This is a genomic window from Flavobacterium rarum (SeqCode), assembly GCF_965234445.1.
Lineage (GTDB): Bacteria > Bacteroidota > Bacteroidia > Flavobacteriales > Flavobacteriaceae > Flavobacterium > Flavobacterium rarum.
Genome location: NZ_OZ248503.1, coordinates 177,428 through 195,147, shown reverse-complemented (window position 1 = coordinate 195,147; position 17,720 = coordinate 177,428). Strand labels below are relative to the sequence as shown.

General features: G+C 33.3%; 26 protein-coding genes and 1 pseudogene. 24 read left to right on the top strand and 3 right to left on the bottom strand.

Annotated features, from left to right (window positions below; all coding sequences use genetic code 11):
* Positions 1-38: 38 nt before the first annotated feature.
* The 19 genes from AC8GF4_RS14770 (at position 39) to AC8GF4_RS14680 (ending at position 12,750) form a co-directional block, all read left to right on the top strand.
* Positions 39-674 carry a thioredoxin family protein gene (locus tag AC8GF4_RS14770; protein WP_506595682.1) on the top strand — a complete coding sequence of 212 codons (636 nt, stop codon included), beginning with the start codon at positions 39-41 and terminating at the stop codon, positions 672-674.
* A gap of 19 nt (positions 675-693) precedes the next feature.
* Complete coding sequence (locus AC8GF4_RS14765) at positions 694-1,104, top strand: nuclear transport factor 2 family protein (protein WP_506595681.1); 411 nt, start codon at positions 694-696, stop codon at positions 1,102-1,104.
* A 238-nt stretch (positions 1,105-1,342) separates the two neighbouring features.
* The gene (locus AC8GF4_RS14760) at positions 1,343-1,789 is read left to right on the top strand and encodes a DinB family protein (protein WP_506595680.1); all 447 of its coding nucleotides are present in this window, start codon (positions 1,343-1,345) and stop codon (positions 1,787-1,789) included.
* 16 nt (positions 1,790-1,805) lie between these two features.
* A complete protein-coding gene (locus AC8GF4_RS14755) occupies positions 1,806-2,432 on the top strand; it encodes a pyridoxamine 5'-phosphate oxidase family protein (protein ID WP_506595679.1) in 627 nt (208 codons plus the stop codon).
* Between the two features lie 31 nt (positions 2,433-2,463).
* The gene (gene fabF, locus AC8GF4_RS14750; RefSeq protein ID WP_506595678.1) at positions 2,464-3,720 is read left to right on the top strand and encodes a beta-ketoacyl-ACP synthase II; all 1,257 of its coding nucleotides are present in this window, start codon (positions 2,464-2,466) and stop codon (positions 3,718-3,720) included.
* 155 nt (positions 3,721-3,875) lie between these two features.
* Complete coding sequence (gene bshB1 / locus AC8GF4_RS14745) at positions 3,876-4,592, top strand: bacillithiol biosynthesis deacetylase BshB1 (RefSeq protein WP_506595677.1); 717 nt, start codon at positions 3,876-3,878, stop codon at positions 4,590-4,592.
* 25 nt (positions 4,593-4,617) lie between these two features.
* Complete coding sequence (locus AC8GF4_RS14740) at positions 4,618-5,499, top strand: helix-turn-helix domain-containing protein (RefSeq protein WP_506595676.1); 882 nt, start codon at positions 4,618-4,620, stop codon at positions 5,497-5,499.
* A gap of 91 nt (positions 5,500-5,590) precedes the next feature.
* A complete protein-coding gene (locus tag AC8GF4_RS14735) occupies positions 5,591-6,010 on the top strand; it encodes a DM13 domain-containing protein (RefSeq protein WP_506595675.1) in 420 nt (139 codons plus the stop codon).
* A 5-nt stretch (positions 6,011-6,015) separates the two neighbouring features.
* Complete coding sequence (locus AC8GF4_RS14730) at positions 6,016-6,915, top strand: hypothetical protein (RefSeq protein ID WP_506595674.1); 900 nt, start codon at positions 6,016-6,018, stop codon at positions 6,913-6,915.
* 117 nt (positions 6,916-7,032) lie between these two features.
* Positions 7,033-7,230: a hypothetical protein gene (locus tag AC8GF4_RS14725; RefSeq protein WP_506595673.1), complete on the top strand. Its 198-nt coding sequence runs from the start codon at positions 7,033-7,035 to the stop codon at positions 7,228-7,230.
* An 84-nt stretch (positions 7,231-7,314) separates the two neighbouring features.
* Positions 7,315-7,623 carry a Crp/Fnr family transcriptional regulator gene (locus tag AC8GF4_RS14720; RefSeq protein WP_506595672.1) on the top strand — a complete coding sequence of 103 codons (309 nt, stop codon included), beginning with the start codon at positions 7,315-7,317 and terminating at the stop codon, positions 7,621-7,623.
* 128 nt (positions 7,624-7,751) lie between these two features.
* Positions 7,752-8,300 (top strand): carboxymuconolactone decarboxylase family protein, encoded by a 549-nt coding sequence (locus AC8GF4_RS14715; RefSeq protein WP_506595671.1) that lies wholly within the window; start codon positions 7,752-7,754, stop codon positions 8,298-8,300.
* 127 nt (positions 8,301-8,427) lie between these two features.
* Positions 8,428-8,865: a YHS domain-containing (seleno)protein gene (locus AC8GF4_RS14710; protein ID WP_506595670.1), complete on the top strand. Its 438-nt coding sequence runs from the start codon at positions 8,428-8,430 to the stop codon at positions 8,863-8,865.
* 96 nt (positions 8,866-8,961) lie between these two features.
* A complete protein-coding gene (locus tag AC8GF4_RS14705; RefSeq protein ID WP_506595669.1) occupies positions 8,962-9,423 on the top strand; it encodes a YHS domain-containing (seleno)protein in 462 nt (153 codons plus the stop codon).
* Positions 9,424-9,431: 8 nt separating this feature from the next.
* Positions 9,432-9,821, top strand: coding sequence for a DoxX family protein (locus tag AC8GF4_RS14700; protein WP_506595668.1), 390 nt, complete (start codon positions 9,432-9,434; stop codon positions 9,819-9,821).
* A 1-nt stretch (position 9,822) separates the two neighbouring features.
* Positions 9,823-10,311, top strand: a complete 489-nt coding sequence (locus AC8GF4_RS14695; protein ID WP_506595667.1) for a DinB family protein — start codon at positions 9,823-9,825, stop codon at positions 10,309-10,311.
* A complete protein-coding gene (locus AC8GF4_RS14690; protein WP_506595666.1) occupies positions 10,299-11,009 on the top strand; it encodes an NRDE family protein in 711 nt (236 codons plus the stop codon). The genes AC8GF4_RS14695 and AC8GF4_RS14690 overlap by 13 nt, the downstream gene beginning before the upstream one ends.
* A 52-nt stretch (positions 11,010-11,061) precedes the next feature.
* Positions 11,062-12,096, top strand: coding sequence for a D-alanine--D-alanine ligase (locus AC8GF4_RS14685; RefSeq protein ID WP_506595665.1), 1,035 nt, complete (start codon positions 11,062-11,064; stop codon positions 12,094-12,096).
* Positions 12,097-12,099: 3 nt separating this feature from the next.
* On the top strand, positions 12,100-12,750 hold the full coding sequence (locus AC8GF4_RS14680; RefSeq protein ID WP_506595664.1) for a hypothetical protein: 651 nt from the start codon (positions 12,100-12,102) through the stop codon (positions 12,748-12,750).
* Here the strand turns inward: AC8GF4_RS14680 and AC8GF4_RS14675 are convergent.
* Both AC8GF4_RS14675 and AC8GF4_RS14670 read right to left on the bottom strand, forming a co-directional pair.
* Entirely contained in the window at positions 12,740-13,312 is a 573-nt protein-coding gene (locus tag AC8GF4_RS14675; RefSeq protein WP_506595663.1) for a GNAT family N-acetyltransferase, read from the bottom strand. The genes AC8GF4_RS14680 and AC8GF4_RS14675 overlap by 11 nt on opposite strands.
* 67 nt (positions 13,313-13,379) lie before the next feature.
* Complete coding sequence (locus tag AC8GF4_RS14670; protein WP_506595662.1) at positions 13,380-13,832, bottom strand: cytochrome c oxidase assembly factor Coa1 family protein; 453 nt, start codon at positions 13,830-13,832, stop codon at positions 13,380-13,382.
* A gap of 402 nt (positions 13,833-14,234) precedes the next feature.
* Here AC8GF4_RS14670 and AC8GF4_RS14665 point away from each other — a divergent pair, with 402 nt between their 5' ends.
* From AC8GF4_RS14665 to AC8GF4_RS14655, 3 genes are read left to right on the top strand one after another with little or no spacing between them, the layout of a single operon-like run.
* The gene (locus tag AC8GF4_RS14665) at positions 14,235-14,912 is read left to right on the top strand and encodes an SDR family NAD(P)-dependent oxidoreductase (RefSeq protein WP_506595661.1); all 678 of its coding nucleotides are present in this window, start codon (positions 14,235-14,237) and stop codon (positions 14,910-14,912) included.
* Positions 14,913-14,970: 58 nt separating this feature from the next.
* Positions 14,971-15,570, top strand: a complete 600-nt coding sequence (locus AC8GF4_RS14660) for a SprT-like domain-containing protein (protein WP_506595660.1) — start codon at positions 14,971-14,973, stop codon at positions 15,568-15,570.
* A gap of 51 nt (positions 15,571-15,621) precedes the next feature.
* Positions 15,622-16,677, top strand: coding sequence for a mannose-1-phosphate guanylyltransferase (locus AC8GF4_RS14655; RefSeq protein ID WP_506595659.1), 1,056 nt, complete (start codon positions 15,622-15,624; stop codon positions 16,675-16,677).
* Between the two features lie 80 nt (positions 16,678-16,757).
* On the opposite strand, the pseudogene AC8GF4_RS14650 reads toward AC8GF4_RS14655, so the two are convergent.
* Positions 16,758-16,898 (bottom strand): annotated as a pseudogene (locus AC8GF4_RS14650) (ABC transporter ATP-binding protein); the annotation flags it as partial.
* Between the two features lie 263 nt (positions 16,899-17,161).
* On the opposite strand from AC8GF4_RS14650, the gene AC8GF4_RS14645 reads away from it, so the two are divergent.
* Positions 17,162-17,326 (top strand): Riean_0653 family protein, encoded by a 165-nt coding sequence (locus AC8GF4_RS14645; protein WP_506595658.1) that lies wholly within the window; start codon positions 17,162-17,164, stop codon positions 17,324-17,326.
* 259 nt (positions 17,327-17,585) lie between these two features.
* Entirely contained in the window at positions 17,586-17,702 is a 117-nt protein-coding gene (locus tag AC8GF4_RS14640) for a hypothetical protein (RefSeq protein WP_506595735.1), read from the top strand.
* The last annotated feature ends 18 nt before the right edge of the window (positions 17,703-17,720 follow it).

The following is a 17,720-nucleotide window of genomic DNA, read 5'->3' as shown; positions in this document are numbered from 1 at the left end:
ATACTGTTGCAACTTTGTACTCAACAAAACAAAGAATTATGATAACTGAAAATAGTGTTGCTTCAATAACAAATTTAGAGTACAAAGAATATTTTGACAACGGAATTTCTTATGCTGAATACAAGGAACAAATGGCCGATGATTTGGCTACTAATTCCGATATCAAAATAAAAGAATACATCAGTTTGAATCAGCACCGCATGCATCGTGTAGAAAAAACTTTTGCAATCTCGGATACCTTAACACAAGAAGTTCAACTCTTAAAAAATAAAACCTATTGGTTGGTTTTGACCGAACATTGGTGTGGTGATGCTTCACAAATTCTTCCAGCATTGCACAAAATTGAAAGTGTGAGTGAAGGGAAAATAGAAATGAAATTGGTCTATCGCGATCAAAATCTACCATTAATGGATCAGTATTTAACCAATAACGGTCGGTCCATTCCAAAGTTAATCCAATTAGATTCTAATTTTAATGTTACTGGAGTTTGGGGACCAAGACCTGCATTTGCTCAAAAACTAGTTAAGGAGTTAAAGTCAAATCCAGCTACAGCAGCAAATTATGCAAACCAACTTCATTTATGGTATGCCAAAGACAAACAAAAATCATTAGAAATTGAAATTTCAGAACTTTTATTACAGTCTAATTTATTGTCTATAAACTCTTTATCATAATTTAAAAAATATAATTATCATGGAACAAAAACATCCACTTCCGCCATTTACTATGGAAACTGCTTTGCAAAAAGTACAACTTGCCGAAGATGCTTGGAACAGCAAAGATCCAGAACGCATTGCTTTGGCTTATACCATCGACACCGAATGGCGCAACAGAACGGATTTTATCAACGGTCGTGAAGCCGTAAAAGAATTCCTGAAAGGAAAATGGGAAAGAGAACTTGATTACAAACTCAAAAAAGAATTATGGGGCTTTCGTGAAAACCGAATGGCAGTTCGTTTTGAGTATGAATATAGAAATGCAGCGGGACAATGGTTTCGTGCCTACGGGAACGAAAACTGGGAATTTGACGAAAACGGTTTAATGCGTAAGCGTTTTGCTAGCATCAATGATTTGCCAATTGACGAGAAAGACAGAAGACTATAATTAACTCGTTGGGTGTAATTATTTTTTAAACACATAGAATCATAGAATTTATAGTGTTTGAAAAGAACTTGATAGATGTTTCACTTTTCACATAGTCAAACTATGTGAAAAATAGCACTATTTCTATTCGCCCTTTAATCATTAATTATAAATCTATGTGTCTATGTGGTTTATTTTTTTTAAAACTGAATTACATCCAACGGGTTATAATTAGTTTTAATTTAAAAAAAAAATAGAAATGAATATTCAAAACATCAGCGCTTTTTTTGTTCGTGATTTAGACAAATTGAAAACAGAAATTGAATCCTATAAGGACGAAAGGAATCTGTGGAGAATTGATAAAGGAATCTCCAATTCAGCGGGAAACCTTTGCTTGCATTTGATAGGAAATCTCAATACATATGTTGGTTTAGGTTTGGGAAAAATTGAATATGTTAGAGATCGGGATTTAGAGTTTTCTAGTAAAAATATCTCTAAAACGGAATTGCTATCTAAAATTGAAGCGACCAAAAAGGTGGTGCAAGCGAGTTTGCTTCAATTACAAGCGAGTGATTTAGAGAAAGAATTTCCAATGCATGTTTCTGATAAACCGACCACTACCGAGTATTATTTGATTCATTTAACGTCACATTTAGCCTATCATTTGGGACAAATCAATTATCATAGACGACTTTTAGAAGAGTAATTTTACAATTATTATCATGGCTAAAAATTTTGCAGAAATAGCTTTTACCAATGCTGTCAAAGAATTACAGGAAAAAAACGGCAGTCGCAAAGGATATGAACGTATGGAGAAATTCAATATCGTTGATGGACTTTCCGAAAATGAAAAAAGGTTTATCGAAGATCGAGATAGTTTTTATTTAGCGTCAATTGGCGTGAAAAACTTCCCATATATTCAACATCGTGGCGGTCCAAAAGGCTTTGTAAAAGTCATTGACAAGAACACTATCGGTTTTATAGATTTCACAGGAAACAAACAATACATCTCCGTTGGAAATGTTGCAACCAATAATAATGTCGCACTCATCATGATGGATTATCCAGCGAGAGCAAGACTGAAAATTTTTGCCAGAGCGGAAATTGTTGAATTGAAAGACAGTCCGGAATTACTTGATTCTTTTGATTTAGGCGAATATCAATACCGACCAGAACGCATAATGTTGTTTCATATAGAAGCCTACGATTGGAACTGTCCGCAACACATTACACCACGCTTTACGGTTGGTGAAATTGAAAAAGCACTAAAGCCACAACTCGAAAAAATTACCCAATTGGAAAATGAGAATCAATTGCTTAGACAAAAATTACAAGACGCAGGTTTATAAATAATTATTTAAAAAAGCGATCAATAAAATCATGTTAAAAGAACTAAAAAGAGTAGTAGTAACCGGAATGGGAGCTATTACACCAATCGGAAATTCTGTAGATGAATTCTGGAAAAATAGTATTGCAGGTAAAAGCGGAGTTGATTTGATAACCAAATTTGACACCACTCATTTTAAAACCAAATTTGCAGCCGAAGTAAAAGGATTTAATGCAAGTGATTATTTCGAAAAAAACGAAGCTCGTAAATACGATTTGTTTACCCAATATGCCGTTGCAGCTTCCGAAGAAGCGATATTGAACGCCAACATCAACTTTGAACAAGTAAACAAAGACAAAATTGGTGTCATTTGGGGTTCCGGAAACGGCGGTATTCAAACCTTTCAAGATCAAGTAGAAGAATTTGTAAATGGAGGTAAAATTCCTCGTTTCAATCCCTATTTTATACCAAAAATTATTGCCGATATTCCAAGTGGTATTATTTCAATTCGTCACGGTTTTCGTGGACTTAATTTTTCTACCATTTCAGCCTGTGCTTCTTCCAATAATGCTATTATCGACGCATACAATTATATCCGATTAGGAAAAGCAGCTATCATCATCACTGGAGGTTCTGAAGCTCCCATAAATGAAAGTGGCTTGGGTGGATTTAATGCCTCAAAAGCATTATCAACAAATAATGAACAAGCTGCAGCTGCTTCAAGACCTTTTGATGTTTCCAGAGATGGATTTGTTATGGGTGAAGGAGCTGGAGCCTTGGTTTTAGAAAGTCTCGAATCCGCACAAAAAAGAGGTGCATTTATCTATGCAGAAATCGTTGGTGGCGGAATGGCTGCCGATGCCTATCATTTAACAGGAACGCATCCCGAAGGAGAAGGAGCCTATTTAGGAATGATGGATGCGCTTGAAGATGCCGAAATTGACGCTTCAAAAATCAATTATGTTAATGCGCATGCAACATCTACGCACATGGGTGACGAAAGCGAATTGAAAGCGATGTACAGAGTTTTTGGAGACAGAAACGATTTAAATATCAGTGGGACGAAATCTATGACGGGACATTTGCTCGGAGCTGCAGGAGCTATCGAAGCAATTCTATCGATCAAAGCCATTCAAGAAAATACCATTCCGCCAACAATTAATACCAAGGAAGTCGAGCCTGAATTTGTAAATAAACTAAATTTGACTTTAGGAAAAGCACAATTCAAAGAAGTAAACTATGCCATGAGTAATACTTTTGGTTTTGGAGGTCATATTGCCACCACTATTTTTAAGAAATTTGTTGCATAATTGGGGTGTTACCCGCAAGAAAAATGCGGGTCGGGCTTTTCGCACTCGCTTTTTTGATTCATTACGTTTCACAAAAAGAGCTCACCCGAGGCTATGCCGAACTGAGCAAAGCTAAACAATGCTACAATCCCTAACACAACCTTGAACCAGAAATTATGAATCCATACAAAATTGACATACTCGCTTTTGGAGCCCATCCCGATGATGTAGAATGCGCCACAGCTGGAGTGCTTGTTAAACACATTGGCATGGGAAAAACAGTTGCCATAATCGATTTAACAGCTGGCGAAATGGGAAGTTATGGTACACCCGAAAGCAGAAAGACAGAATCAGCAACAGCTTCAAAAATCCTTGGAATTCAATATCGAGAACAACTCAATTTACCCGACGGAAGTATCGAAAACAATGAGGAAAGTCGGATCAAGATTATCCAAATGATAAGAAAGTACCAACCTGATATTGTATTGTGTAATGCCATTCATGACCGTCATCCCGATCATGCAAATGCTGCAAAACTAGTAGCAGATGCTTGTTTTCTTTCGGGTTTGAAAATGAAAGAGACTTTTGCTAATGGTATCTCACAAAATGCTTGGAGACCCAAAGCCGTTTATCATTATATCCAAGATTATTACGTAGAACCCGATTTTGTAATTGATATTTCTTTAGAAATGGACACAAAATTGAAAGCAATTCGAGCCTTTGAGTCGCAATTTGTTACAGCAAATAGTAATGACGCCAATGGAATATCTGGGTTAATCGATCAAATAAAAAGCACCAATAGTATTTTTGGGAGACCCATAAACGCAAAATTTGCAGAAGGTTTTACGGTTAACAGGTATATTGGAGTCACTGATTTTTATAACCTCATTTAAATTAAATTTGTAATAAAATAATACTATGTTAGATCGATCTACACTCACTTTAGTCAATCCGCAAAATGGAAACCTCGCCTTTAAATTATCAATATTTGAAGACAATTGCCAGTTTAAAGAGATTCAAAGACTCAACTATTTTTCTTTAATCTGGATTAAAAAAGGAAACGGTAAAGTCAACGTCGATTTTTCTGAATATGATTTTACAGAAAATCAATTATTGGCTTTTTCACCGTATCAACCATTTATGTTAAAGTCGGATGTAAAATTAGAAGGAGTTGTTATCAATTTTCATCCAGAGTTTTTTTGTATTCACAGGCATCAAGAAGAGATTTCCTGTAATGGTATTTTATTCAATAACATTTACAAGCCTCCTTATGTGACTGTTGATGAGCAATCTGGAAATATTTTGGATATGGTAGTGAATCAAATGATAACCGAAATGCAAAATACAGAGTTGGCACAATATGAATTGCTGGTTTCCTATCTTAAAATATTTTTAATAACTACTACACGATTAAAAAATCAACAGCAACCCGATGAGGAGCAAATAAATAATGATAATACAACACCATTCATCCTACAAAATTTAAAAAATTTCATCGAAACCAATTTCAAAACCAAACATTCTGCTAGCGATTATGCAGACTTGCTAAACATTTCCCCAAAAGCTTTGGCCAAGATTACCAAAAATCATTTCAACAAGACCTTAACCGATTTAATCTCGGAACGTATTATTATCGAAGCCAAAAGAGAATTGTATCTCACCAACAAAGCAGTAAAAGAAATTGCTTTTGAATTGGGATATGATGACGAACATTATTTTAGTCGCTTCTTTAAAAATAACGCTGCCGTTTCGCCTCAGATGTATCGTGATACTGTTGGTTTTAATCGCGCAAATGGTTAGTTTTAAAACTATTTTATTGGTAATGTAAACTAGCCGACAAAAACCAAACTACATAGTTATTACGTTTGTATAAATATAAATAACTATTACCATGAAAAAAACATTCCTACTTTTGATGTTCTCAACATTGATTTTGTCCTGTGAGGTAGAAGGCGATTTGACTCGTGACTTAATGCCTGTAAATGTTGATCAACAAAGCACAATTCCTAAATTACTAGGCACATTTACTTCCACTTCAGGGATTAACGCAAAAGGCAAAGTGAGTATCTTTTTAGAAAATAATCAATATAAATTACAATTAGTTGATTTTAGTATTTCTAGCGGTCCAGATTTAAAAGTGTATTTATCGAAAACCAATACCCCATCGGATTTTGTTAATTTAGGAAATTTAAATCCTACAATGGTTTATTCTGTCCCGCAAAACATTGAAATAAAGGATTACAAATTTGTTCTTATTCATTGTCAACAATACAATCACTTGTTCGCTGTTGCAGAATTAATTAAAAATTAATAGAGATGAAAAATACATTTTTAATACTTGTACTAGTTTTTATAACAACATTCTCGTTTGCCCAAGGTTGTAGCGATGCCGGAATATGTTCCATTGGAAATAGTTTCCCATCATCAGAGAAGGAGTTTAAAAACAATATTGAAATAGCAGCCATTTTTGGAGCTGGTGAAGCCGATGTGACTTATTTTTCTCCATATATATCCTATGGTAGAAAAGTCAACGAACGTTTTTCTTGGAGTAGTAAAGTTACATTTTCAGCAGCCAATGGGAGTTTTGGAACACGAGCCGCCTTTGGTGATGCTTTCTTGGTTGGAAATTATACTTTTATTGCAAAAAATAATACCCAATGGAGCGTCTTGTTGGGAAGTAAAATACCTTTTACGAGCTCTAACTTAAAGATAAATGGTTTTTCTCTTCCGTTAGATTATCAATCGAGTTTAGGAACTTTCGATTTGTTTTTAGGAACAAATTTAAATTACAAAAAATGGGATTTTAATGCAGCCATTCAAATTCCTGTTTTCAACAACAATAAAAACTCCTATTTTGCTGAATATTCTGGAACCGATGATTTCCCAAGTACAAATTTATTCGAACGTAAATCTGATGCATTATTCAGAACAACGTACACCATTAAAACGCCAAATCAAAAATTTACTTTTAAACCCAATGTTTTGTTCATTTATCATCTTGGCGAAGATAGCTTCGAAAACATTTTTGGTAAACGAGAAACCATAAAAGGTTCAGATGGTTTAACGTTAAATGGAAACTTAATCACAAATTATAAAATCAATAAACAAAACAGTATCGAATTATCATTAGCCGCTCCTTTTGTAGTTAGAGATGTTCGTCCTGATGGTTTAACAAGAAGTTTTGTTCTAGGTATTCAATATCAACATTCATTTTAGATATATGACAATAGCTATCCTCAGATCTATTTTTGAAAAATTGATTTTGCAAGAGAGATATTTTTGTATTGAAAATCAGTATTTTAGCAGTAGCTTTAACAGTCTGATAATTGCTTAATGAATACTAATCAACCTTTAATTGACCACATTTCATCAAGAATTTCATTTTCCGAGGAAGAAATTCAAGAGTTTGTGTCTTGCTTTAAAGTTACTAAAGTTAAAAAAAGACAGTTTATCATTCAACCTGATTTTGTTGCAAAATACCGAAATTATGTGGTTAAAGGAGCATTTAGAGCTTATGTTGTGGCCGATTAAGGCGAAGAACATACTATCCAATTTGCCATTGAAGATTGGTGGATTTCAGATTATAACAGTTATATCTACCAACAACCTGCCTCAATGTTTGTGATTGCCATTGAAGAGAGTATCATCTTGCAAATCGATTTTGAAAGCGAGCAAAAACTTAAAGCAAGCAATCCTAAATTCGAAACTTTTTTCAGAATAATGGCGGAACGTTCCTTTGCCGGAATGCAACGAAGATTGATCAGTAATTTGACTAAAACAGCTGAAGAACGCTTCACCGAATTTGAACAAAATTATCCTAAAATTGCCAATCGCGTTCCGCAGTATGCTTTGGCTTCTTTTTTAGGAATGACTACCCAGTATTTGTCAAAGCTTAGAAACACTAGAGTTTACAAAAAAAGTTAATCTAGTTTCACTTTTTTTATTCAACTAGTTGCTTCTAATTTACTAATCTAGTTGATTGTAAATCGGTGGATCACGGTCGCATCTTTGTAATGTCAATAACGGCAAAAAAAACTTAAATACAAAGTATCATGATCACAACAGCAAACCGAACTTTTACAGTTCCAACTCGTGAAGAAGTATCTTCAAACAATCAACAAATTTTTGATAGCTTACATAAAATGATTGGTTTTGTTCCCAATCTTTATGCGTACTATGCCAAAAGCGAAACAGCTCTTGCCGACTATTTGGCTTTGCAAAATCGTAAAAACAGTTTAAGTGGTAAACAAAGAGAGATCATCAATTTAGTAACGAGTCAAATCAATGAATGTCGCTATTGCCAATCGGCACATTCAGTTTTTGGAAAATTCAGCGGACTAACCGAAGAGCAAATTTTTGAAATCAGAAAAGGTTCTGCTTCTTTCGATGCAAAACTAGATGCATTGGTAAAATTCACAACATCAGTTGTTAAAAACAGAGGAAGAGCTTCGATAGATGCTAAAGATGCTTTCTTTAATGCCGGTTACTCAGAAGCTAATTTGATAGATGTAGTAATCGTAATTGGAGATAAAACCATCAGTAACTATATGCACAATTTGACAAATATAGAAATTGATTGGCCAATAGCAGAACAAATTTAATTTAAAAAAGTGCCTTTATTTAGGCACTTTTTTATTTTTTATGCCTAAAGTAAACTACACGACAAAACTGCTTTTCAAATCAACATAGATTTGCAGTATAAAACTAAAAACACAAAAAATAAATAAAATGAAAAAATCAATTATAATCTTATATGTTGCATTTTTATCAGCAACAACATTTGCTCAAACAGCAAAACACATCAATCTTAAAAACGGAATAGCAATTCAAGGGTATGATCCAGTTGCTTATTTTGAAAGTACCAAAGCTATTGAAGGTAAAAAAGAAATCACTGCAAAATTTAACGATGCAACCTACCAATTCGCCTCAGAAAACAATAAAGATTTATTCTTAAAAAATCCAACGCATTACGAACCACAATTTGGTGGCTTTTGTGCTTTTGGAATGTCCGAAGGGTATGAAGCTTCCATTAAACCCGAAGCGTTTACTGTTGTAGAAGACAAACTCTATTTAAATTATAATTTGAAAGTTAGAGAAGATTGGTCCAAAAACAAGGAGGCACGTATTGTTAAAGCAACTGTTAATTGGGGGAAAATAAAAAAATAAAGAATTTGTCATCAAATGTAAACTAACTGACAAAAGGTAAATAGTCATCTCAATACATTTGTACTGTTAGAAAACAACAATTAAACAAAAAACAAAATGAAAAAGATAATTGTACTACTGTTACTAGCCTTTACAACGGCTACGACTTTTGCCCAAAGCGCTACTAAACGTGCAGCAGAATATAATTTAGAAAAAAAAGTAGCAATTCAGGGCTATGATCCTGTGGGGTACCTCAAACAAAACAAAGCAGTAAAAGGCAAAGCAGCTTTGGCTACTACTTACGAAGGGGTTACGTATTACTTTTCCTCACCAGCCAATAAAGATAGTTTTGCTAAAAATCCAGCGGGTTTTGAACCACAATATGGAGGTTGGTGCGCTTATGCAATGGGAAGCGCAGGAGAAAAAGTCGAAATTAATCCCGAAACATTTAAAATTATTGATGGGAAGCTGTATTTGTTTTATAATGCTTTTTTCAACAATACGCTAAAAAGTTGGAATAAAGACGAAGCAAGTCTGAAAACAAAAGCAGAGATCAATTGGAAAAAAATAACTAAATAAAAACGATTATGAAAACATCAATCTTTATGTGGGTTTTGCGTTTAACTGCAGCCATAATTTTATTGCAAACCTTGTATTTTAAATTTACTGGGGCAGAGGAAAGTGTCTATATTTTCTCGACTTTAGGAATCGAACCGTATGGCAGAATTGGATCGGGAATAGGGGAATTGATTGCTGCTATTTTAATTCTGATTCCTAGAACAACATTGTTCGGGGCTTTAATAGGAGCAGGTGTAATGCTAGGGGCTATATTTTCTCATCTTTTTGTGTTGGGAATCGAAGTGAAAAATGATGGTGGTGAACTGTTTACTTTGGCAATAATTACCTTTCTTTGTTGTATTGCATTAATTTATTGGAATAAAAGTAAAATTGTCAACCTCTTAAAATTGAAACTATAATATGCTAATTCCATCCATAAATAATAGTCTGGACGAATTGACTGAACTACTCAGGCAATTGTCTGATGAGGAATATTCGGAACCTTGTTTTGAATTGAGTGGCTCTAGTATTGGGGAACATACTCGACATATCGTTGAAATGTTTCAGTGTTTGAACAGAAATTATGATTATGGAATTATAAATTATGATAAAAGAGACCGTAACTTCTTGATTCAAACCGATACCAAATATGCAATTCAAATGATTTTGGATATAAAGAGTAGTATTCAAAAAGAAAATAAAGATCTTGAGATTCAACAATTAATTGACGGCGATGCTATTCAAATTCAAACCAATTATTATAGAGAATTATTGTATAATATGGAACATTGTATTCATCATCAGGCATTGATTAAAGTTGCAATTTTAAAATCTGAAAAAATAACCGTAGATTCCAATTTTGGAGTGGCGCGTTCTACAATCGAATATAGAAAACAATGTGTACAGTAAGTTTTGTTTGCTCCAATGACACCATTATAATAACCTCCAATCGCGATGAAAAAATAATCCGACCGAGTGCTATTCCTCCAAGAAATTACAAACTAAATGGAAAAAACATAATCTATCCAAAAGACCCAAAAGCTGGAGGTACCTGGTATGTGGTTGATGAAAACGGAACCGTTTTGGTTCTACTAAACGGAGCTGACAAAAAGCATCAAGTCCATTTACCCTATAGTAAAAGTCGAGGTTTGATTGTGCTTGAAATGATTAGTAGCACTTCGCCAAAGCTATTCTGGAATGAAATTGATTTAGAAAACATCGAGCCATTTACCTTAGTTTTGTATCAACAAAAACAGCTTTTTCAATTGCGTTGGAATGGAGTCGAAAAATCAATCACAGCTTTGGAGATTGATAAAAATTATGTTTGGTCTTCGTCAACTTTATATTCGAAAGAAGTCCGGGAGCAACGTTCCAATTGGTTTTATTCTTTTCTAGATGCCAATCCTGAAATTACAGAAGAAAAAATGCTGCATTTTCATCGCTATACAGAAACGGATAACAACGAACATGGCTTGGTGATTAATCGAAACAATGAACTGAAAACCTTGAGTATTACACAAGCTATAATCGAGAAAAACAAAGTGGTTCTAAGACATCTTGACTTGATTGCAAACGAGGAATATTCCAAAACATTTATTTCTATTTAATAGCTTTGTCAAAGTTTTAAACTTTGACAAAGCTCATAAAACAATTACAAAATTGAAACTATTCATTCATAAACTAACCCATTGGGAATACTGGCCTTTTCAAATTGTTTATATTCCGATTTATTTTCTATGGGCCTATTATTCGATCAAGGCTAAATCTATTTTCTTTTTTAGTGCTTCCAATCCAACCATCAAAAATGGTGGTTTTATGATGGAAAGTAAAAAACAGATTTACAATTTGATTCCACAAAATTATTATCCGAAAACCGAATTGGTGAAAGCTAAAACTTCTATTGAAGCAATAAATAAAGTATTAGAAAATGCAGGAATTCAATATCCTTTTATAGCCAAACCCGATATTGGATTACGGGGTTCAGGCGTAAGAAAAATTGAGACAGAAACAGATTTAAAACTGTATTCCGAAAAAGCCAATTTTGATTTTATTGTACAAGATTTAATTCCGTTTCAAAATGAAGTAGGAGTGTTTTATGTACGCTATCCAAATCAAAAAGAAGGTAGAATTACGGGAATTGTTTCCAAAGAATTTTTAATCATTACTGGAAATGGACAATCAACGCTTGAGGAATTAATTAAGGAAAATCCAAGATACGAGCTGCAGTTGAAAGTATTGAAACAAGAATATGGATCAAAACTTAAAGATGTTTTGCCTTTCGGCGAAAAAATAAATCTGGTACCCTATGGAAATCACGCTCGAGGTGCCAAGTTTATCGATGGAAGTCATTGGATAACAGCAAAACTTACTGACACTTTGAACGAAATGTGTTTGCAAATACCCGGTTTTTATTTTGGAAGGTTGGATATAATGTACAACACACTGGAAGAATTAGAACAAGGGAAAAATTTTTCGGTGGTCGAGTTAAATGGAGCCGCAAGTGAGCCAACACATATTTATGACCCCAAAAATTCTTTGCTTTTTGCCTGGAAAGAACTCGCACGCCACATCACTTATATGTACGAAATAAGCGTAGCTAACAATAAAAAAGGACACCCGTATTTGCCTCACAAAGTTGGGATGAAAGAATTCAACTTGCATCAAAAACAGAACAAAAAAATCATCAATTTCTAAAAGATGAAAGCCTTAAAGAACATAATTATTGGATTCATAGTAAGCTTTGTAGGTTCGCTTCCTCTTGGATATTTGAATATTATTGGGGTCGAAATATTGTCAAAATTAGGAATAAACGCTTTGGTTTCTTATTTGTTTGGAGTGATTGTAATCGAAGCAGTTGTCATTTATTTTACTGTAATTTTCTCTACTCAATTGGCTCAAAACAGAAAGTTGATGAAAAGTATCGATTTCTTCGCTGTCTTTTTTCTATTGTTGATTGCTTTTGCTTTTTATACCTATTCGAATCAAACGACTCAAGAACATAATTTTTTAGAAGCTTATATTCAATATTCTCCTTTTTTAATCGGAATGGTTTTGTGCGGATTAAATTTTCTGCAAATTCCTTTTTGGATGGGCTGGAATTTATATTTGATGAATGCCAAATACATAACTTTATCCAAGAAACTTAAATTTCATTATATCTTAGGGACATTGTTAGGAACCTTTTCGGGTATGCTTTCCGTAATAGTTTTGTTGGATTCGTTATCCCAAAAAATATTGGATTATTCCAAAATTATTATACCAATTGTAATTCCGCTCTTTTTTATTGGGTTGGCTTGTTTTCAGGCTCGCAAAGTCTACAAAAAATATTTAAAGAAAACTATCCAATAGCTGGTTGGCTCATGTCATAACCCAAAATAAAATAGTTGTTATTGTTGAATTCAAAATCGCCAATAACAACCCATTTCAGTTTTTCAATATGTGCTTTTTGAGAAGGCATATTGGTTTTGTTAATGAAAGTTATACTTACTGGAAAACGTTTCAAAAGATGTGTTCTCATAAAATCAAAGAAAGGATTGATCAAACCTTTTCCTCGGTATTTTTTGTCAATGCAAATTGGGCCATACTGAAAAGTATTGCGGTCAGTCATCTCAAAATGTTTGAAAGTTAAACCCGGAAGCATTGGAGTCATGTGGTTAAAAATAGCCCACTGACTGAAATATTGCCAACTTGCAGCAAAAATATAAGCTATGATTTTGTTGTTGTCTTTTGCAATAAACAAGCCTTCTTGTAGAATGACTTCTTGCAATTGTTCTATCGAAAACGGAGTAGTTACAAATCCTGAAGCCTTTTCTTCTTCAGTCATATTCGATACTAAATAAATGCTTTGTAAAGCTATTACTCCTTCTATATCTGAGTTTTTTGCTACTTCAAATTGTATGTTTTCAATCATGTTGATAGTTCTAGTTTTTTTGCAAAAATAAGAAAAACTCTAGTGTCGTTTTTTAAAAATTTCAGTATTATTTCAGGTCAATATCTTTTTTTAGGATTTGAATTTCTTCTTTTGGCTCTTTGATTCGGACAATGATTTTGTTGTACTTCCATTCGGTGCCATTTCTATCGGCTAAAATGTCCATTTTTCCTGTTCCTTTTGAACCTTTAATTCGTGTTGACAAAGCAACTGTATTGTTGTTATTGGAATAAATTATGTTTCCTTCAAGAATCGCGAATTGATCAATTGGTTCAATATCTCCAATTAATTCTTGCACTCTTTTGTTTGAATTTGCTGACTCAATAGCTTTTTCATAAAGGGAATGATCGGAATATCCTTGAGTAATATCAGTCATAACCCCAGCTATATTTGAACTCATAAGGAATCCAAACAAAAATAAAAAAAGCAAGATCGAAAAGGGTAAAAACCATTTCCAGTTATTGGTCCACCAACTTTTTTTTACAATTAATTCATTACTCATATTTGTTGTTTCTATTTAATAATTTTTGATTTCTTTTTTTAGCCAATATTTTTCGACTCCTAAAATGTAAAGCGCTATCAAAACTTCAATAATAAAGGTCAGAATTGCAAATCCAAAATAGTTTTTGTTGAATGTTATCATAAAGGAGGTGAGCTTGGGGGAAAAGATTGTGCTTTAAGTAAGCAAAAGTTAGATTTTTATCAAAGGATAAAAATATATTTTTTAAATTTTAAAATTACAGTTTTTTAACTGTTTTGACTATTTTTGTTCTATGAAATCGCCATGACAAATTTTGTCGCAATTGAAAATCATCGAAATCTAAATTAAAGTAGTAACAGATGAGATAAACACCAATGAAGATCTAGGGATACCATATTCCAACAAAAACAATATTATCTACATATGAAAAATATTATTATTACAGGAACCAGCAGAGGAATTGGTTTGGAGTTGGCTTTACAATTTGCCAATGCAGGACATCAGGTACTAGCAATTTCAAGAAAAACAAATGAAGCTCTGCTTTTGCATAAAAATGTAAGTTGTCTTTCAGTAGATTTATCGAGTGAGGCAGAGTTGGAGCAAGTAACCAATTTTTTGTCTACTACATGGAAAACCATTGATGCTGTAGTTCATAATGCTGGGAGTTTATTGTTGCGCCCATTTTCAGAAACAACTCAATGTGATTTTGAAAATATATATAAAGTAAACGTTTTTGGTGTTGCAAATTTGACCCGTATTTGTTTGCCGTTCTTGCAAAAAGGAAGTCACGTCGTTACTATAAGTTCAATGGGTGGTGTACAAGGAAGTCTCAAATTTGCTGGTTTGGCAGCTTATAGTTCGAGTAAAGGTGCTGTAATTACCTTGTCGGAATTATTGGCTGAGGAGTACAAAGATCAAGGAATTTCGTTCAATGTTTTGGCATTGGGTTCGGTTCAAACCGAAATGCTGCAAGAAGCATTTCCAGGATACCAAGCGCCACTTTCGGCTAGCGAAATGGCCAATTATATTTATGATTTTACACTTACGGGTAATAAATATTTTAACGGTAAAGTATTACCGGTTTCTTCTACAAATCCTTAATTAAACAAATCCCAAGTTCCAAAACTCATAACGGACAACCCATAACCCATAACTCAATTTGTCAGAGACTCTTTTAAAATATTTGCCGGAACATTCCGTAAAGCCAGTTTTTGAACTGATTGTTACGCATCAAGTGCATCTCAAAATTGTCAACGAGAGACAAACCCGTCACGGGGATTATCGAAAAGGAATGAATGGTAAACATGAAATTACCGTTAATGCAAGTCTAAACAAATACCGTTTTTTGATTACATTGATTCATGAAATCTCGCATTTGGTAGCTTTTGAGAAATATGGACGAAATATAAAACCACATGGAGGAGAATGGAAACTCTCTTTTCAACGAATGATGGTTCCTTTTATTCGTCCCGAAATTTTTCCTAATAATTTATTGCCTTTGTTGGCAAGACATTTTAGAAATCCTACGGCTAGTAGTGACACAGACGCTACTTTGGCTTTGGCTTTAAAACAGTATGACCAACAGAATGATAAAAACTATATCTTTGAGATTCCTTATGGTAGTATTTTTAGAATTTCAAACGGAAAGATATTTAAAAAAATTGCAGTTAGGACCAAACGTTTCGAATGTCTTGAAGTAAGTTCCGGGCGTTTGTATTTATTTAACCCAAATGCTGAGGTAGAGTTGTTACCAGGGTAGTTGAAAATTAAATTTATGTTGACTTTATTCGCAAACCAAAAACCATAGAAAATGAACAAAAATTATTACGCAATATTGATGGCGGGAGGAATCGGATCTCGATTTTGGCCAGTAAGTACCAGAGAATTTCCAAAACAGTTTCATGATATGTTGGGATCTGGAGAAACTTTAATTCAGAAAACATTTAGTAGGCTTTCTCAAATTATTCCTAAAGAAAATATTTTGATTTTAACCCATGAAAGCTACAATGATTTGATTTTGGAACAATTGCCAATGGTCAAACAAGAGCAAATTGTTTTGGAACCAGCCATGCGAAATACTGCTCCTTGTATTTTGTATGCCTCCTTGAAAATAAAAAAAATAAATCCCAATGCGGTAATGGTTGTCGCGCCTAGCGATCATTGGATTGAAGATGAAATGCAATTCGTCGCCAATTTGCAGCGTTCTTTTGATTTATGCGAAAGAGAAGAATCATTGATGACTTTGGGGATTTTGCCAACTGCACCAAATACAGGTTATGGTTATATTGAATTTGATAAATTGGATAGCCGTTCGATAAAGAAAGTAATACAGTTTCGAGAAAAGCCAGATTTTAAAACTGCCAGAAAATTTATTCAAAGCAGAAATTATTTATGGAATGCTGGTATTTTTATGTGGAGTGTTCAATCTATTTTGGATTCATTTGAGGAGTTTCAGCCAGAGATGTACGCACTTTTTATGAAAGGGTATGATTCTTATAATACAGAAAAAGAAAGTGCTTTTATTCTTGAAAATTATTCAAGTGCAGAAAACATTTCAATAGATTATGCTATTATGGAAAACGCGAAAAATGTGTATGTTCTTCCAGCAACTTTTGATTGGAACGACCTTGGTACGTGGGGTTCACTGCATGAAAAATTACCAAAAGACGACAACAATAATGCAGTGGTAAACGCAGTTGTTTTATTGCAAAACGCTTCAAATAATATTATTAGAACAGCAATAGGTAAACAAGTAATTGTGGATGGGCTTGATGATTATATAATAGTAGATAAAGATTCTGTCTTGTTAATTTATCCCAAAAGTAAGGAACAAGAAATTAAAGGAATTGTTTCTCAATTGAAATAGTTTATAGAAAGTAAGTAGAAAAGGGTAGAAATAATTTATACAAATTATTTCTACCCTTTTCTGTTCTGTATAAATTTCTTTTATTCTTTCAAATACGCTTCTCGTACTTTTTTAAATAATTTTGATGAATAAACAAAATCTACTATAGCTTCATTTTCAGTAAGGAATATTTCTTCTTTGGTTCCTTCCTAAGCTTTTACGCCGTTTTTCAGAAATAGAATATTTTCTTCAACTTTACAGTCAAAAACTAAATAGGTTTTCACAAAAAATTCTTAGTTAACATTCTAAAATAATAATTTTTTAATTCATATTAACTTTTATTTAACCTGAATAAGCTTTAAATTTTATATTTTTAAAAGAATTATCTAATACAGTTGCGTAAAATATTAAAGTTCCTCTTATATTTTTTTAATTCTAATTTTTAAGGAGTTACAAGATGTTTTACACTAAATGTCAAATTTATGATTACAAAATAACCATAACTATGAAAAACCTGTTTTTTTTACTCATTGCAATTGCGCTATTAACCTCATGCGACAAAGACGGACAAATTTTTGCAGGCAATGACCAACTCCCTCCCGAAACCCAAACTGGGGCATACACCGTAGGTTGCCTTGTAAATAGTAAAGTTTTTTTGCCTCATGATTAGGGATTAAATTCTGGGGTAAATTGCTTCTATCAATTGATAAATGGAGAATATTATTTTAATATTACTTGTGCAGATTTTAGAGGAACAACACCCGTCGGATTTAGTGTCCAGACAAGAAAAATAAATTTAAAAGTTGGGCAAACTTATATTTTAAATAAAAATTCAATTGATTATGGAGATTTTTCAGGGGGGGAGCAATTATGATATAGGAGCTAATAATCGATATTTCACTAACGAATTGAAAACATGAGAGCTCAAAATAACACGAATCGATGTTTCTAAATCAATCATATCAGGTGTTTTCTGGTTTGATGCAGTAAACTCCAAAGGCGAAAAAACAGAAATAAGAGAAGGAAGATTTGATATGAATTACTAACACTATAAAAAAACTATA

Coding starts and splice junctions, on each gene's coding strand:
- AC8GF4_RS14770 (WP_506595682.1), top strand. CDS start 39: ATGATAACTGAAAATAGTGTTGCTTCAATAACAAATTTAGAGTACAAA.
- AC8GF4_RS14765 (WP_506595681.1), top strand. CDS start 694: ATGGAACAAAAACATCCACTTCCGCCATTTACTATGGAAACTGCTTTG.
- AC8GF4_RS14760 (WP_506595680.1), top strand. CDS start 1,343: ATGAATATTCAAAACATCAGCGCTTTTTTTGTTCGTGATTTAGACAAA.
- AC8GF4_RS14755 (WP_506595679.1), top strand. CDS start 1,806: ATGGCTAAAAATTTTGCAGAAATAGCTTTTACCAATGCTGTCAAAGAA.
- fabF (WP_506595678.1), top strand. CDS start 2,464: ATGTTAAAAGAACTAAAAAGAGTAGTAGTAACCGGAATGGGAGCTATT.
- bshB1 (WP_506595677.1), top strand. CDS start 3,876: ATGAATCCATACAAAATTGACATACTCGCTTTTGGAGCCCATCCCGAT.
- AC8GF4_RS14740 (WP_506595676.1), top strand. CDS start 4,618: ATGTTAGATCGATCTACACTCACTTTAGTCAATCCGCAAAATGGAAAC.
- AC8GF4_RS14735 (WP_506595675.1), top strand. CDS start 5,591: ATGAAAAAAACATTCCTACTTTTGATGTTCTCAACATTGATTTTGTCC.
- AC8GF4_RS14730 (WP_506595674.1), top strand. CDS start 6,016: ATGAAAAATACATTTTTAATACTTGTACTAGTTTTTATAACAACATTC.
- AC8GF4_RS14725 (WP_506595673.1), top strand. CDS start 7,033: ATGAATACTAATCAACCTTTAATTGACCACATTTCATCAAGAATTTCA.
- AC8GF4_RS14720 (WP_506595672.1), top strand. CDS start 7,315: ATGTTTGTGATTGCCATTGAAGAGAGTATCATCTTGCAAATCGATTTT.
- AC8GF4_RS14715 (WP_506595671.1), top strand. CDS start 7,752: ATGATCACAACAGCAAACCGAACTTTTACAGTTCCAACTCGTGAAGAA.
- AC8GF4_RS14710 (WP_506595670.1), top strand. CDS start 8,428: ATGAAAAAATCAATTATAATCTTATATGTTGCATTTTTATCAGCAACA.
- AC8GF4_RS14705 (WP_506595669.1), top strand. CDS start 8,962: ATGAAAAAGATAATTGTACTACTGTTACTAGCCTTTACAACGGCTACG.
- AC8GF4_RS14700 (WP_506595668.1), top strand. CDS start 9,432: ATGAAAACATCAATCTTTATGTGGGTTTTGCGTTTAACTGCAGCCATA.
- AC8GF4_RS14695 (WP_506595667.1), top strand. CDS start 9,823: ATGCTAATTCCATCCATAAATAATAGTCTGGACGAATTGACTGAACTA.
- AC8GF4_RS14690 (WP_506595666.1), top strand. CDS start 10,299: ATGTGTACAGTAAGTTTTGTTTGCTCCAATGACACCATTATAATAACC.
- AC8GF4_RS14680 (WP_506595664.1), top strand. CDS start 12,100: ATGAAAGCCTTAAAGAACATAATTATTGGATTCATAGTAAGCTTTGTA.
- AC8GF4_RS14675 (WP_506595663.1), bottom strand. CDS start 13,312: ATGATTGAAAACATACAATTTGAAGTAGCAAAAAACTCAGATATAGAA.
- AC8GF4_RS14670 (WP_506595662.1), bottom strand. CDS start 13,832: ATGAGTAATGAATTAATTGTAAAAAAAAGTTGGTGGACCAATAACTGG.
- AC8GF4_RS14665 (WP_506595661.1), top strand. CDS start 14,235: ATGAAAAATATTATTATTACAGGAACCAGCAGAGGAATTGGTTTGGAG.
- AC8GF4_RS14655 (WP_506595659.1), top strand. CDS start 15,622: ATGAACAAAAATTATTACGCAATATTGATGGCGGGAGGAATCGGATCT.
- AC8GF4_RS14645 (WP_506595658.1), top strand. CDS start 17,162: ATGAAAAACCTGTTTTTTTTACTCATTGCAATTGCGCTATTAACCTCA.